15 protein-coding genes are annotated in these 14,622 nt (G+C 62.7%); 14 read left to right on the plus strand and 1 reads right to left on the minus strand.

Annotated features, from left to right (window positions below; translation table 11 throughout):
* Position 1 precedes the first annotated feature (1 nt).
* The 14 genes from mltG to araH all read left to right on the plus strand — a co-directional run bounded on the left by mltG (position 2) and on the right by araH (position 14,175).
* On the plus strand, positions 2–1,174 hold the full coding sequence (mltG, locus tag JFU57_RS16980) for an endolytic transglycosylase MltG (RefSeq protein WP_078471092.1): 1,173 nt from the start codon (positions 2–4) through the stop codon (positions 1,172–1,174).
* Positions 1,175–1,193: 19 nt separating this feature from the next.
* Positions 1,194–1,826, plus strand: a complete 633-nt coding sequence (gene tmk, locus JFU57_RS16985; RefSeq protein ID WP_201130130.1) for a dTMP kinase — start codon at positions 1,194–1,196, stop codon at positions 1,824–1,826.
* On the plus strand, positions 1,819–2,805 hold the full coding sequence (locus JFU57_RS16990) for a DNA polymerase III subunit delta' (RefSeq protein WP_201130131.1): 987 nt from the start codon (positions 1,819–1,821) through the stop codon (positions 2,803–2,805). The genes tmk and JFU57_RS16990 overlap by 8 nt, the downstream gene beginning before the upstream one ends.
* An 82-nt stretch (positions 2,806–2,887) precedes the next feature.
* The gene (locus JFU57_RS16995; RefSeq protein ID WP_020300277.1) at positions 2,888–3,679 is read left to right on the plus strand and encodes a TatD family hydrolase; all 792 of its coding nucleotides are present in this window, start codon (positions 2,888–2,890) and stop codon (positions 3,677–3,679) included.
* A 787-nt stretch (positions 3,680–4,466) separates the two neighbouring features.
* Complete coding sequence (locus JFU57_RS17000) at positions 4,467–5,105, plus strand: TetR/AcrR family transcriptional regulator (RefSeq protein WP_020300278.1); 639 nt, start codon at positions 4,467–4,469, stop codon at positions 5,103–5,105.
* A gap of 139 nt (positions 5,106–5,244) precedes the next feature.
* The gene (locus tag JFU57_RS17005; protein WP_078471095.1) at positions 5,245–6,213 is read left to right on the plus strand and encodes a GTP 3',8-cyclase MoaA; all 969 of its coding nucleotides are present in this window, start codon (positions 5,245–5,247) and stop codon (positions 6,211–6,213) included.
* A gap of 100 nt (positions 6,214–6,313) precedes the next feature.
* A complete protein-coding gene (locus JFU57_RS17010) occupies positions 6,314–6,916 on the plus strand; it encodes a DUF4823 domain-containing protein (RefSeq protein WP_020300280.1) in 603 nt (200 codons plus the stop codon).
* 22 nt (positions 6,917–6,938) lie between these two features.
* Entirely contained in the window at positions 6,939–7,502 is a 564-nt protein-coding gene (locus JFU57_RS17015) for a DUF1285 domain-containing protein (RefSeq protein WP_078471096.1), read from the plus strand.
* A gap of 148 nt (positions 7,503–7,650) precedes the next feature.
* On the plus strand, positions 7,651–8,379 hold the full coding sequence (locus tag JFU57_RS17020) for a FadR/GntR family transcriptional regulator (protein WP_201130132.1): 729 nt from the start codon (positions 7,651–7,653) through the stop codon (positions 8,377–8,379).
* A 33-nt stretch (positions 8,380–8,412) separates the two neighbouring features.
* Positions 8,413–9,288 (plus strand): SMP-30/gluconolactonase/LRE family protein, encoded by an 876-nt coding sequence (locus JFU57_RS17025; RefSeq protein ID WP_201130133.1) that lies wholly within the window; start codon positions 8,413–8,415, stop codon positions 9,286–9,288.
* A 272-nt stretch (positions 9,289–9,560) separates the two neighbouring features.
* Positions 9,561–10,379 carry an SDR family oxidoreductase gene (locus tag JFU57_RS17030; RefSeq protein WP_201130134.1) on the plus strand — a complete coding sequence of 273 codons (819 nt, stop codon included), beginning with the start codon at positions 9,561–9,563 and terminating at the stop codon, positions 10,377–10,379.
* A gap of 170 nt (positions 10,380–10,549) precedes the next feature.
* Positions 10,550–11,554 carry a substrate-binding domain-containing protein gene (locus JFU57_RS17035; RefSeq protein WP_201130135.1) on the plus strand — a complete coding sequence of 335 codons (1,005 nt, stop codon included), beginning with the start codon at positions 10,550–10,552 and terminating at the stop codon, positions 11,552–11,554.
* A gap of 96 nt (positions 11,555–11,650) precedes the next feature.
* Entirely contained in the window at positions 11,651–13,210 is a 1,560-nt protein-coding gene (araG, locus tag JFU57_RS17040) for an L-arabinose ABC transporter ATP-binding protein AraG (protein WP_201130137.1), read from the plus strand.
* Positions 13,207–14,175, plus strand: a complete 969-nt coding sequence (araH, locus tag JFU57_RS17045; protein WP_078471101.1) for an L-arabinose ABC transporter permease AraH — start codon at positions 13,207–13,209, stop codon at positions 14,173–14,175. The genes araG and araH overlap by 4 nt, the downstream gene beginning before the upstream one ends.
* Positions 14,176–14,241: 66 nt before the next feature.
* Here the strand turns inward: araH and JFU57_RS17050 are convergent, their stop codons facing one another.
* Positions 14,242–14,622 carry a Rho termination factor N-terminal domain-containing protein gene (locus JFU57_RS17050; RefSeq protein ID WP_078471102.1) on the minus strand — a complete coding sequence of 127 codons (381 nt, stop codon included), beginning with the start codon at positions 14,620–14,622 and terminating at the stop codon, positions 14,242–14,244.

The raw sequence follows: 14,622 nt of genomic DNA on the forward strand, positions 1-14,622 counted from the left end.
CGTGAGACGTAAATTACTGCTTCTGCTGGAAACCGGACTGGTTCTGGCAGGGCTGCTGGCGGGCGCTTGCGCCTGGAAACTGCACTCGGCCCTGGAGCAACCGCTCAACCTGCCACAGGAGCAGTTGCTCGATGTGCCCGCAGGTTCGACACCGACCGGGACCTTCAATCGCCTGGAGGCCGACGGCGTGCTGCAGGACGCGTTCTGGTTGCGCCTGTACTGGCGCTTCAACCTCAATGGCCAGCCACTGCACAGTGGCGAATACCGCATGACCCCCGGCATGACTGCACAAAGCCTGATCGGTGTCTGGCAGCGTGGCGAAGTGGTGCAATACAGCCTGACCCTGGTGGAGGGCTGGAACTTCCGCCAGGTACGCGCCGCCCTGGCCAAGCATGAAAAACTCGAACAGACCCTGACCGGCCTCAGCGACACCCAGGTCATGGAAAAACTCGGCCACCCCGGGGTCTTTCCCGAAGGCCGGTTCTTCCCCGATACCTACCGCTTTGTGCGTGGCATGAGCGACGCCGAACTGCTGGAAAAAGCCTACGACCGGCTCGATGACGTGCTGGCCAAGGAGTGGAGCAAACGCGCCGCCGATGTGCCCTATACCGACCCCTACCAGGCGCTGATCATGGCCTCGCTGGTGGAGAAGGAAACCGGCGTGCCCCAGGAACGCGGGCAGATTGCCGGGGTGTTCGTGCGGCGCATGCAGATCGGCATGCTGCTGCAGACCGACCCGACCGTGATCTACGGCCTGGGTGAGCGCTACACCGGCAAGCTGACCCGGGCTCACCTCAAGGAGCCGACCCCGTACAACACCTATGTGAATGCCGGCTTGCCGCCGACGCCGATTGCCATGGTCGGTCGCGAGGCGATTCATGCCGCGCTCAACCCGGTGCCGGGCAAAAGCTTGTACTTTGTTGCCCGTGGCGATGGCAGTCATGTGTTTTCCGATGACCTGGACGCGCACAACAGCGCGGTTCGCGAGTTCCAGCTAAAACGCCGCGCCGACTACCGCTCCAGCCCGGCACCGACGCCAGCGCCTGCCCCAGCGGTTCAGGAGGCACCGAGCCCGGCACCGGCAGCCGAACCGGATGCCGCGCCGCCCGCGCCTGTACCGCAGCAAGCGCCGGCCGAGGCTCCCGTCGAGCCTGAGCCGAAAAGCCCGCAATGACTTTGATTAAGGACCGCCCGTGACTGGCTTGTTTATTACCCTGGAAGGCCCGGAAGGCGCCGGCAAGAGCACCAATCGCGAATACCTCGCCGAGCGTTTGCGCGCCGCGGGTATCGAAGTGCTGCTGACCCGCGAACCCGGCGGCACACCATTGGCCGAGCGCATCCGCGAAGTGCTGCTGACCCCTGGTGACGAAGTCATGAATGCAGATACCGAGCTGCTGCTGGTGTTCGCCGCCCGTGCCCAGCACCTGGCCGGGGTGATTCGCCCGGCGTTGGCCCGTGGCGCCGTGGTGCTCTGTGATCGTTTTACCGATTCGACCTACGCCTATCAGGGCGGCGGCCGTGGCCTTTCGGTGGAGCGTATTGCCACCCTGGAGCGTTTCGTCCAGGGCGACCTGCGTCCCGACCTGACCCTGGTGTTTGATCTGCCGGTAGAAGTCGGCCTGGCGCGCGCCAGCGCCCGTGGTCGGCTGGACCGCTTCGAGCAGGAAGGCCGGGCATTTTTCGATGCGGTACGCAGCGCTTACCTGGCCCGTGCCGAAGTGGACCCTGTGCGTTATCGCCTGGTTGACGCGGCGCAGCCGCTGACGCAGGTCCAGCAGGCGCTGGATGCATTGCTGCCGCAATTACTGGAGCTTTACCGTGGCTGAGGCCTACCCCTGGCAGGACGCCCTCTGGCAGCAGCTGGCGGGTCGTACCCAGCATGCCCATGCCTATCTGCTGCATGGCCCGGTCGGTATCGGCAAGCGGGCCCTGGCCGAGCGCCTGATGGCGCGCTTGCTGTGCCAGCGTCCGGATGGGCTGGATGCGTGCGGGACCTGCAAGTCATGCATGTTGCTGCACGCCGGCAGCCACCCGGATAACTACGTGCTGGAGCCGGAAGAGGCCGACAAGGCGATCAAGGTCGACCAGGTGCGTGATCTGGTCAGTTTCGTGGTGCAGACCGCGCAGCTGGGCGGGCGCAAGGTGGTGCTGATCGAGCCGGTGGAGTCGATGAACATCAACGCGGCCAACGCCCTGCTGAAAAGCCTCGAAGAACCTTCCGGAGAGACGGTGTTGCTGTTGGTCAGCCACCAGCCGAGCCGCTTGTTGCCGACCATCAAGAGTCGCTGTGTGCAGCAGGCCTGCCCGTTGCCCAGCGAGGCCTTGAGTCTGCAATGGCTGGCCCGGGCGCTGCCGGATTGCGGCGAAGAAGAGCGGGTGGAGCTGCTGACCCTGGCTGCCGGCTCACCGCTGGCGGCAGTGAGCTTGCACACCCAGGGCGCTCGCGAGCAGCGGGCGCAGGTGGTGGACGGGGTCAAGAAACTGCTCAAGCAGCAGCAATCGCCGACCCAACTGGCTGAAAGCTGGAATGCGATTCCGCTGCTGTTGCTGTTCGATTGGTTCTGCGACTGGTCGAGCCTGATCCTGCGTTATCAATTGACCGAAGATGAGCAGGGCCTGGGCTTGGCCGATATGCGCAAAGTGGTGCAGTACCTGGCGCAGAAGTCGACTCAGGGCAAGGTCCTGGATATTCAGGACTGGATCCTCGCTCACCGCCAGAAAGTGCTGAGCAAGGCTAACCTCAACCGTGTGCTGCTGCTCGAAGCCCTGCTGGTGCAGTGGGCGGCCTTGCCCGGCCAGCGCTAAGCCCCGTCCTCAAGCACACCGAACCATTGGCCGCCGCCCCGGCTGCGGCCCTTTCATTGACTGGATGTAGTTGCGGCCTCTTATGCTCGTAGATTCCCATTGCCACCTCGATCGCCTTGACCTTGCCGCCCATGACGGCTCCCTGGATGCTGCGCTGGACGCGGCGCGCCAGCGCGGCGTCGGGCACTTCCTGTGTATCGGGGTCAGCGTCGAGAACGCTGCCGACGTCAAGGCCCTGGCCGAGCGCTACGCCGATGTCGATTGCTCGGTCGGCGTGCACCCGCTGGACGTGCAACCGGGGGCCGCTCCGGCGCTCGACTGGCTGCTGCGCGAGCTGGATCATCCGCGGGTGGTGGCCATTGGCGAAACGGGGCTGGATTACCACTACGAGCCGGAAGCCGCCGAGTTGCAGCAGGCGTCCTTTCGTCTACATCTGCAAGCGGCCCAGCAGACCGGCAAGCCGGTGATCGTGCACACCCGTGGGGCGCGGGCCGACACCCTGGCGCTGTTGCGCGAGGCGGCCCTGCCCCAGGCCGGCGTGCTGCATTGCTTCACTGAAGACTGGGACATGGCCAAGGCGGCCCTGGACCTGGGTTTCTATATTTCTCTTTCTGGCATCGTCACCTTCCGCAATGCCGACGCGCTGCGTGATGTGGCGCGCCAGGTGCCGGCCGATCGCCTGCTGGTGGAAACCGACTCGCCGTACCTGGCGCCTATCCCTTATCGCGGCAAGCCCAACCTGCCGCAGTACGTACGCGAAGTTGCGGAGTTCCTGGCGATGCTGCGCGGTGAGTCCTACGACGCCTTTGCCGCGCAGACCACCGAGAATTTCCAGCGCCTGTTTCCGTTGGCCCATGTCGGGCGAGCTGACTGAGAACGCCGCTGTAACGGCGCGGGGTGGGTCCAAGGGGAGGGGCGTGGCTGAATCCCGGGCAAAAAAACCCGGGTTCTGGGGGTGAATCCGGGTTAAGACCATTAGGAGTAAAACAAAGGCACGCGGTCCTTCGGTACCTTCATCGGCGCTTCACTTGGGGGAGATGTCACGCCGACAGTTCAAGTATTGATCACTATCGCGTTCAGTCCAGTTGGGGTTGCTCGTTTTTTAAACAATTTTGGAATACGCCCGCTTCGGTTGGGTTCTCATTGTCCCGGACGGCCCGGCACCATCGGACGCTTTGGCGGATCAGCGCCTATCTGTCGTCAACAGCGGCCAACGCCCGGGTTTCTCAAGGCGCTTCCAGCACACACCCTGTTGCAGTTCAGGAGCCTTGAAGGCCTCCCCGGCTGATGCGGGCCCGTTCGTGAAAACACTATCAAGATGACGCAGGGCTGGCCTACGCTGTGGTTCTGACCCGTTACGCATCAGACGTCGATATTGGATGTGGTGGGTCGGATAAGCGTTCATACAATTGCTGCGCAAGTACTGTAGAGTCTCGATGGCGCCGCGGAGTGGCTTTAGAGTTCTGTGTTTTTTCCGCTGCGCCAAGGCCGCATCGGCTGGATAAGCAGGAGCAGGGCCGGAGCCCCCGGGGCAAATGGCTGGCACCCGCAGTCGATGCAAAATCATCCAGATACATCGTCATCTTCGGATGATCCGTGCATTTTTGCGCAAGTTAGGCATAATACGCGGCTTCGATTTTGACCCCGACAGACCTTTTCTTATGCAGAAAGAACCTCGTAAGGTCCGTGAGTTTCGTCGCCGTGAGCAAGAAATTCTCGATACCGCGCTCAAGCTGTTCCTCGACCAAGGTGAAGACAGCGTCACCGTCGAGATGATTGCTGATGCCGTGGGTATCGGCAAAGGCACCATCTACAAACACTTCAAATCCAAGGCCGAGATTTATCTGCGCCTGATGCTCGACTACGAGCGCGATTTGAACGAGTTGCTGCACTCGGCCGATGTCGACAAAGACAAGGAAGCCCTGTCCCGCGCCTACTTTGAATTCCGCATGCGCGATCCGCAGCGTTATCGGCTGTTCGATCGCCTGGAAGAGAAAGTGGTCAAGGGCAACCAGGTGCCGGAGATGGTCGAGGAGTTGCACAAGATCCGCGCCTCCAACTTCGAACGCCTGACCTTGTTGATCAAGGGGCGCATCAGCGAAGGCAAGCTGGAAGACGTGCCGCCTTACTTCCATTACTGCGCGGCCTGGGCGCTGGTGCACGGCGCGGTCGCGCTGTATCACTCGCCGTTCTGGAGCAATGTGCTGGAAGATCAGGAAGGCTTCTTCCAGTTTCTGATGGATATCGGCGTGCGCATGGGCAATAAGCGCAAGCGCGACACCGACACCCCGAGCAGCTGATTCATTCAGCAGCCTGATTGCGCCGTGATTCTCCTATATGGCGCAGTGCCCCAGGAATATACTCAGGCATGGGACTTGCCAAAACCTGATTTATAAGTCAGGTTTTGCCGGTTCTCTACTTCCTCCGCCGGAGTACCCCATGATCGTTGATCGTCAAGGCAGGCGTTTTCGCAATCTGCGGATCAGCCTGACCTCAGCCTGCAACTACGCCTGTACCTACTGCGTGCCCAATGGCAAGCGGTTGGTGGCTGCGCAGGATGAACTGTCGGCCGAGGCAATGGCGCGAGGCGTGGCCTACCTGATCGAAGCCGCGGGCATCGAGCGCCTGCGCATTACGGGCGGCGAACCGCTGGTCAGTCCGAAGCTGGAAGCCTTCATGGGCGCCGTCGGACAAATGGGCCTGGACGATATCAGCCTGACCACCAATGGCCAGTTGCTGGCGCGCAAACTGCCGCTGCTGGTAGACGCTGGTATCCGTCGGATCAACGTTTCCCTGGACACTCTGGACGCTGCGGCCTTCCGTGGCATTGCCCGTGGTGGTGACCTGGCCACCGTGCTGGACGGCATGGATCAAGCCAGCGCAGCGGGGTTGAAGATCAAGGTCAATATGGTGCCGCTGCGCGGACAGAACCTGGACCAGGTCATGCCGCTGCTCGATTACTGCCTGGAGCGGGGCTACGAGCTGCGCTTTATCGAATTGATGCGCATGGGCCACCTGGCCAGTGATTCGAATGCCTTCCTGCAACAGTTTGTCAGCCTGCAGCAACTGCTGAGTCTGATCGGCGAGCGTTATGAATATCAGCAGGCCGATGCGCCGGTGGATGCGACGGCGGTGCGCTATGCGATTCCGGGAAGGGGGCACTTTGGCGTGATCGCCAACGAAAGCGTGCCGTTTTGCCGGACCTGCTCGCGCCTGCGGTTGTCCTCCACGGGGTGGCTGCACGGCTGCCTGTCGTCGAGCAATCGGCACTACGTCGGCGACTTGCTGGACAAGCCTCGGCACCAGGCATTGCCGGCGCTGCAGGGGCTGTTGATGAAGGCCCTGGGCGATAAGCAGGAGGTTGCATTCTCCGGTGGCGCAACGGTGATGAAAATCATCGGTGGCTGATCGCTGGCCGTGGTCATTGCTGGCCGTCGGGCAAGCTGGCGCGGAAGCTGCATCTCGTGCCCATTCGCCGGTTTTCCGTCACCGGCTTCTGGAGGGTAGGATGCGTAGCCTGGTTTTGCTGCTGGCCTTTTTGGCGCTTGGCGGCTGCATGAATGTCAGCGATATGGGCGAGGGCGTGCGTTATCACTTGAGCGACTCGGGCATGCTCGATCACAGCGATACGCGCCGCACGAGCTCGTTCCGCATTCAGCCGGACTCGTTCATATTTATCGCCCAGGGCGCGTTTGTGCCGCCTGGCAGCGCCTATCCGCGACCTAACGTCGTGGCGGAAGAAGCCTTTAACGGCTTTATCGAATACTTCCCGATGGTGCGCCGCGCCCGAGCGCCCGAAGGCCTCAACCAGGCCATGGCAGAAGCCCGGGAAGTCGGTGCGCACTACCTGCTCTATGCCCGCTTTGCCAAGGCCGACGACCGTATCGGCAACTCCGATGAGTGGTTCGATCAAGAGGCTGTGGACCGCCTGGGTGTCGACACCGGCGTCATCCAGATCATGCTGATCGAGACCAGCACCCAGTATTTGATCGATACTGCACGGATTCGCAGTCGTGGCGGTTTACTGACGTTCCACGACAACAAACCGCAAGACCTGCTCGGTCCGCCGCTCCAGCAATACGCCCGTGGCTTGCTGGGATTGAGCGACTGAGCAACGCACAAGGAGTACATCGATGAGTGGTCCAGGCAAAGCCAACGACCTGTTGGCGCAAATTCCCAAGTCTGAAAAAGGCTTGCCGCCGGTCCACCTGTGGAACCCCGATTTCTGTGGCGATATCGACATGCGGATCGCCCGCGACGGCACCTGGTACTACCTGGGTACCCCGATCGGGCGCAAACCGATGGTCAAGCTGTTCTCCACCATCATGCTGCGCGAAGGTGACGATTATTTCCTGATCACACCGGTGGAGAAGGTCGGGATCAAGGTCGACGACGCACCCTTTGTCGCGGTAACCCTGGACGTGCAGGGCCAAGGCGAGCACCAGCTGCTGCGCTTTACCACCAACGTCGAGGAGCAGGCCGAAGCCGGTACCGAGCATCCGTTGCGCGTGGTCATCGACCCCCAGACCCAGGAACCGGCGCCGTACGTCCATATCCGCAGCAACCTCGAAGCCCTGATTCATCGCAACGTCTTCTACCAGTTGGTGGAGCTGGCAGTGCCCCGTGAAATCGACGGCCAGCGCTGGCTCGGGGTCTGGAGCGGCGGTGTGTTCTTTCCTATCGGCCTTGAGCCCTGACTCCAGGCGCTACCCTCAGTTGATACCTCGGCATCACGCTGCTTGAGGTTGTCGCCTGCCCGTCGAAAAACCTTTGACAGCCAATCATATGATCAATAGCGTGAGCCGATGCTGCACGGCTCCGTTTTTCTTCATCACGAGGGTGTCCATGTCCAACAGTTTTCACGCGTCGACGGTCGATTGGCTGGGCGCCTGGATTGCCGCCGGGCATGTTCAGCCCGGGCAGGCGATCAAGGTCGAGGCGGACCTGGGCCAGCAGCTCGGGGTCAGTCGCACGGTGATCCGCGAAGCGATCAAGACCCTGGTTGCCAAAGGCTTGCTGGAAGTCGGGCCCAAGGTTGGCACCCGGGTATTGCCGGTGCGGCGCTGGAACCTGTTCGATCCGCAGGTGGTGGGCTGGCTGTCACGCAACGGCTTGCCGGAAAACTTTGTCGACGACTTGCTGGATCTGCGTCGCACCATCGAACCCATGGCCGTGCGCTGGGCTTGCGAGCGGGCGTCGGTGGAGCAGATCGAGGCCATAACGCTGGCCTATAACGCCCTTGAGCGCGCGGTCGACAGCGGCCTGGATTACAACCTCGCCGATCAGTATTTCCACGAGTGCATTCTTGCCGCCAGCCATAACCAGTTCATCGAGCAAATGGTGCCGGCCCTGGGGGCCCTGCTCGCGGTGTGCTTCGAAGTCTCGGCCGCCGACCCTGACGAACTGCGGCGCACCTTGCCCATTCATAAGGACCTGGCCCACGCCATTGCCGCCCGGGATACCGGGCGCAGCGTCTGGGCCTGCATGACCCTGATCGACAACGCGGCCTTGGCGATCAAGCGCTACTACCCGGATCTGATGGCCGGCAAGGCCGCCAGCGCTGCCGGACGCTGATATCACCTGACCACCATAAGAGCGGGAGTTTGTATGGACTGGAAGGCGGTTACCCCGCATCGGGCCCTGCTGGGCGAGGGACCATTCTGGGACGGTGCCGAACAGGCCCTGTACTGGGTGGACATTGCTGCAAAGCAGGCGCTGCGCTTCAAGGATGGCGGCTTGCGGGTCTGGCACCTGCCGGAATACGTGTCCGCCTTTATTCCTACGGTGCGTGGCGATGCCCTGGTGACCCTGAGCAGCGGTGTCTATCGGCTCGACCTGGAGTCCCCGGCCGATGCGCCCCGGCTGCAATTGTTGTGCGTCGCCGATCCGCATCCCGGTAACCGGGCCAACGAAGCGCGTTGCGATGAGCAGGGGCGACTCTGGCTCGGCACCATGCAGAACAACATCGGACCCCACGGTGAGGACCTGCCCGTGGTGCAGCGCAGCGGCGGCCTGTTCCGGGTCGACGCCAGTGCGCAGGTGACGCCGCTGCTCCAGGGGCTGGGGATTCCCAATACCCTGATCTGGAGTGATCAGAGCGCCACCCTGCATTTTGCCGACAGCCTGGACGGCACCCTCAATCGCCATGCCGTCGCGGCTGACGGCAGCCTCGGGCCGGCACAGGCCTGGCTGGGGCAGCATCCTCGTGGAGGGCCGGATGGCTCGGCACTGGATGCCGAAGGTTGCCTGTGGAACGCCCGTTGGGATGGCAGTTGCCTGCTGCGCCTGACCCCGGATGGAGAGGTGGATCAGGTTATCGAGCTGCCGGTCAGTCGGCCCACCAGTTGTGTGTTTGGTGGGGAGGACTTGCAGACCCTGTACGTCACCAGTGCCGCCAGCCCGCAGGCGCATGGGCTGGACGGTGCAGTGCTGGCAGTTCGGGTCTCGGTGGCGGGCACGGTATGCACGCGTTTCGCGGGTTAAATCCCTATATATGGGATGTAAAATTATATATTGAGATTTCTTAAGGGCCGGGTTTATAGTCGGCCACAGCTCCACGCACTCACACTAAAAAAATAATACCGGTGACGCGATGCAGAGATCTTCCTACGCACTCCTTAGCGGAGTCGATGTTTCAGGCCATCAAGGCCGGCCGGCGCCTGCCGGTGCGCGGTTCATACCTACCCCTGTCGATGCTGGCCGGTCATCCCTGGATGCCCGGCGTTCGTCGTGCCCTGCCACAGGAGTCCCGATTCATGGCTGATGCTCTTTCCTTGCCGCCGGTGCCTGAACCGCCCCGGGGCGAACGCTTGAAAAACAAGGTAGTGCTGCTGACCGGCGCGGCCCAGGGAATCGGCGAGGCGATTGTTGCCTGCTTCGCCGCGCAGCAGGCAAAACTGGTGATCAGCGATATCCAGGCGGAAAAGGTCGAGGGCGTGGCGGCTCATTGGCGGGAGCAGGGCGCTGATGTCCAGGCCCTGCGCGCCGATGTGTCGCGGCAGGCGGACCTCGATGCACTGGCCCGGCAGGCCATCGAGCTGCACGGCCGGATCGACGTACTGGTCAACTGCGCCGGGGTCAATGTGTTCCGCGACCCGTTGCAGATGACCGAGGACGACTGGCGGCGCTGCTTCGCCATCGACCTGGACGGCGCCTGGTACGGCTGCAAGGCGGTGCTGCCGCAGATGATCGAGCAAGGCGTCGGCAGCATCATCAACATCGCCTCGACCCACTCCACCCACATCATTCCCGGCTGCTTCCCGTACCCGGTGGCCAAGCACGGCCTGCTGGGGCTGACCCGGGCCTTGGGCATCGAATACGCGCCCAAGGGCATCCGGGTCAACGCCATCGCCCCGGGTTACATCGAGACCCAACTGAACGTCGATTACTGGAACGGTTTTGCCGATCCCCATGCCGAGCGCCAGCGGGCCTTGGACCTGCACCCGCCGCGACGCATCGGCCAGCCAATCGAGGTGGCAATGACCGCGGTATTCCTGGCCAGCGATGAAGCGCCGTTCATTAATGCGTCGTGCATCACCATCGATGGTGGGCGATCAGTGCTCTACCACGACTGACGGTGGAGTGTTTCGGGCTGAGAACTTCGCCTGAAGCGCAATGATCATATGATATGACTATTCGCTTGAAGCTGTGACTGCAACGAGATACGCCGCCAGGCTGCGCAACGCCCCCAATCGGAGGTGGTGCCTGGAGGCGGTTGGCTTTCAATAAAAATAAGGAGTGAGCTATGAATCGTCGTCGTGGGTTCCGTTCCCTGTGTCGCGCCGCCCTGGCGGTGACCGCAGTCAGCCTGAGCAGCAGCTTGCTGGCGGCCGAAGCGGTAAAAATCGGCTTTCTGGTCAAGCAGGCGGAAGAGCCCTGGTTCCAGACCGAATGGGCCTTCGCGGAAAAAGCCGCCAAGGACAAGGGCTTTACCCTGATCAAAATCGCCGTGCCCGATGGCGAGAAAACCCTTTCGGCCATCGACAGCCTGGCGGCCAATGGCGCCAAGGGCTTCGTCATCTGCCCGCCGGATGTGTCCCTGGGCCCGGCCATCATGGCCAAGGCCAAGCTCAACGACCTCAAGGTCATGGCGGTGGACGACCGCTTCGTCGATGCCAACGGCCAGTTCATGGAGGACGTTCCCTACCTGGGAATGGCGGCCTTCGAAGTCGGGCAGAAACAGGGCAACGCCATGGCTGCCGAGGCCAAGAAGCGCGGCTGGGACTGGAAAGACACCTACGCGGTGATTAACACCTTCAACGAGCTGGACACCGGCAAGAAGCGCACTGACGGCTCGGTCAAATCCCTGAAGGACGCTGGCCTGCCAGAGGATCACATCATCTTCTCGGCACTCAAGACCCTCGACGTACCAGGCAGTATGGACGCCACCAATTCGGCCCTGGTCAAGCTGCCAGGTGCGGCCAAGAACCTGATCATCGGCGGCATGAACGACAACACCGTGCTCGGTGGCGTGCGGGCCACGGAAAGCGCCGGCTTTGCCGCCGCCAACGTGATCGGCATCGGCATTAACGGCACCGACGCCATTGGCGAGCTGAAAAAGGCCAACAGCGGCTTCTTCGGCTCGATGCTGCCCAGCCCGCACATCGAGGGCTACAACACCGCGAGCATGATGTTCGAGTGGATCACCACGGGCAAAGAACCCCCCAAATACACCGCCATGGACGACGTGACCCTGATCACCCGGGACAACTTCAAGCAGGAGCTGGAAAAGATCGGCCTGTGGAACTGAGCGCCGGGCGAGTCGCTGGCGGCCCGGGTCCGGGGCGCTTGAACGGGTGGTAGGCGAGGGCGGCAGTTGCCGCACTCGTCGGATCGAGGAGGGGCTATGCAGGCGCAAACAACTACAGCGGCCGTGAACGTGGGCGGCAGCCTTCGCTTCACTGGCATCGGCAAGCGTTTCCCCGGGGTCCAGGCACTGGCGGATATCAGCTTCGTGGCGCACCCGGGAACGGTTCACGCCCTGATGGGGGAGAACGGCGCGGGCAAGTCGACGTTGCTGAAAATCCTTGGCGGGGCCTACGCGCCGAGCAGCGGCCACTTGCAGATCGGCGAGCAGGTGCTGAGTTTCAAGTCCACGGCGCAGAGCATTGCCAGTGGGGTCGCGGTGATTCATCAGGAGCTGCATCTGGTGCCGGAAATGACCGTGGCCGAGAACCTGTTTCTCGGTCATCTGCCGTCGCGTTTCGGCTTGGTCAAAGGCGCCGAGTTGCGGCGCAAAGCCCTGGCGTTGCTCAAGGGCCTGGCCGATGAGATCGACCCCCAGGACAAGGTCGGCCGGCTATCCCTGGGCCAGCGGCAATTGGTTGAAATCGCCAAGGCGCTGTCCCGTGGCGCCCATGTGATCGCCTTCGACGAGCCCACCAGCAGCCTGTCTTCCCGGGAAATCGAGCGCCTGATGACGATCATTGCGCGCCTGCGGGACGAGGGCAAAGTGGTGCTCTACGTGTCCCATCGCATGGAAGAAGTGTTCCGCATCTGCAACGCAGTGACGGTGTTCAAGGACGGGCGTTATGTGCGCACGTTCGAGCAGATGAGCGAGCTGAGCCACGACCAGTTGGTGACCTGCATGGTGGGTCGGGACATTCAGGATATTTACGATTACCGCCCGCGGGAGCCGGGCGCGGTGGCGCTCAAGGTCGAGGGTCTGCTCGGCCCGGGCTTGCGTGAGCCGGTGAGTTTTGACGTGCGCGAGGGCGAGATCCTCGGCCTGTTCGGGTTGGTGGGCGCTGGCCGTACCGAGTTGCTGCGGTTGCTCAACGGCCTGGCGCGCAAGAGTGCCGGCAGCCTGGAACTGGCGGGGCGACCCCTGACCCTGCGTTCGCCCCGGGATGCGATCGCGGCGGGGGTGCTGTTGTGCCCCGAGGACCGCAAGAAGGAGGGCATCCTGCCGCTGGCCAGCGTCGCGGAAAATATCAACATCAGCGCCCGTGGCGCCCACTCGACCCTGGGCTGCCTGCTGCGCGGCGACTGGGAGCGGGGCAATGCCGACAGGCAGATCAAGGCGCTGAAGGTAAAGACCCCATCGCCCGGGCAAAAAATCATGTACCTGTCCGGCGGCAATCAACAGAAGGCCATTCTCGGCCGCTGGCTGTCGATGCCGATGAAAGTCCTGCTGCTGGACGAACCGACCCGGGGCATCGATATCGGCGCCAAGGCCGAGATCTACCAGATCATCCACAACCTGGCTGCCAGTGGCATCGCGGTGATAGTGGTCTCCAGCGACCTGATGGAGGTCATGGGCATTTCCGACCGCATCCTGGTGCTTTGCGAAGGCGCGGTACGCGGCCAATTGCCCCGTGCCCGGGCCAATGAATCCAATCTGTTGCAACTGGCATTGCCAGGCCAGCGCAGCCAAGGCCCTGGCCCATCCGAGAGGTCTCTATGAGTACGCAAAACACCACCTTGAGTGCACCGCGCAAAGCCCCTGACCTGCGCCGCTTCCTGGATGACTGGGTGATGCTGCTGGCGGCAATCGCGATCTTCGCCCTGTGTACCTTGCTGATCGACAACTTTCTTTCGCCCTTGAACATGCGTGGCCTGGGGCTGGCGATTTCCACCACCGGGATCGCGGCCTGCACCATGCTCTATTGCCTGGCGTCGGGGCACTTCGACCTTTCGGTCGGCTCGGTCATCGCCTGCGCCGGTGTCGTCGCGGCGGTGGTAATGCGCTCTACCAACAGCGTGTTTCTCGGCGTCAGCGCGGCGCTGCTGATGGGCCTGGTGGTGGGGCTGATCAACGGCATCGTCATCGCCAAGCTGCGGGTCAATGCCCTGATCACCACCTTGGCGACCATGCAGATTGTCCGGGGCCTGGCTTATATCTTTGCCGACGGCAAGGCCGTGGGGGTCTCCCAGGAAAGCTTCTTCGTATTTGGCAACGGGCAACTGTTCGGGGTGCCGGTGCCAATCCTGATTACCCTGGTGTGCTTCCTGTTCTTCGGTTGGCTGCTCAACTACACCACCTATGGGCGCAACACCATGGCTATCGGCGGCAATCAGGAAGCGGCGTTGCTGGCCGGGGTCAACGTCGACCGCACCAAGATCATCATCTTCGCCGTGCACGGCCTGATCGGTGCCCTGGCTGGGGTCATCCTGGCGTCGCGCATGACTTCGGGCCAGCCGATGATCGGCCAGGGGTTCGAGCTGACGGTGATCTCGGCCTGTGTACTGGGCGGGGTGTCCCTGAGCGGGGGGATCGGCATGATCCGCCACGTGATTGCCGGGGTGTTGATCCTGGCGATCATCGAGAACGCCATGAACCTGAAGAACATCGACACGTTTTACCAGTACGTGATTCGCGGTTCGATCCTGCTGCTGGCGGTGGTTATCGACCGTTTGAAGCAGCGTTAAAGCAAGACAACCGGGCCAGCGCCTGCGGGGGTTGCAGGCGCTGGGGGGGCAGGGCGCAGGTCGTTTTCAACCGGCTTTGCGCAGCGCCTCGATCAGCTCCTGTTTACGCATGGTGGAGCGCCCGGGAATGTTCCTGGCCCGGGCTTCCTTGAGCAGGGCCTCCTTGCTCTGGGTGGCCAGCGAGGGGGCGCTGTTGCGGGCATGGCCCTGGCGCGTGGCGACGGCGCGGCGCGCGGATGCCTGGCGATCGCTGGCCTTGGCGCTTTCCGGCTTGTGGCGCCCGGAGCCGCCGGCACGCTCACCACCGCCGGACTGTTTGTTGACAGTGGCCCAGGCGCGGGCCTCGGCTTCGGCTTCAGGTAAGCCCTTGGCTTCATAACTGGCTTCGATATGAGCGGCTTTGCGCTTCTGCGCGGCGCTGTACTTGCTCTTGCTTGCGCGAATCAT

This window comes from Pseudomonas sp. TH07 (assembly GCF_016651285.1).
In the GTDB taxonomy this organism is placed as follows: domain Bacteria; phylum Pseudomonadota; class Gammaproteobacteria; order Pseudomonadales; family Pseudomonadaceae; genus Aquipseudomonas.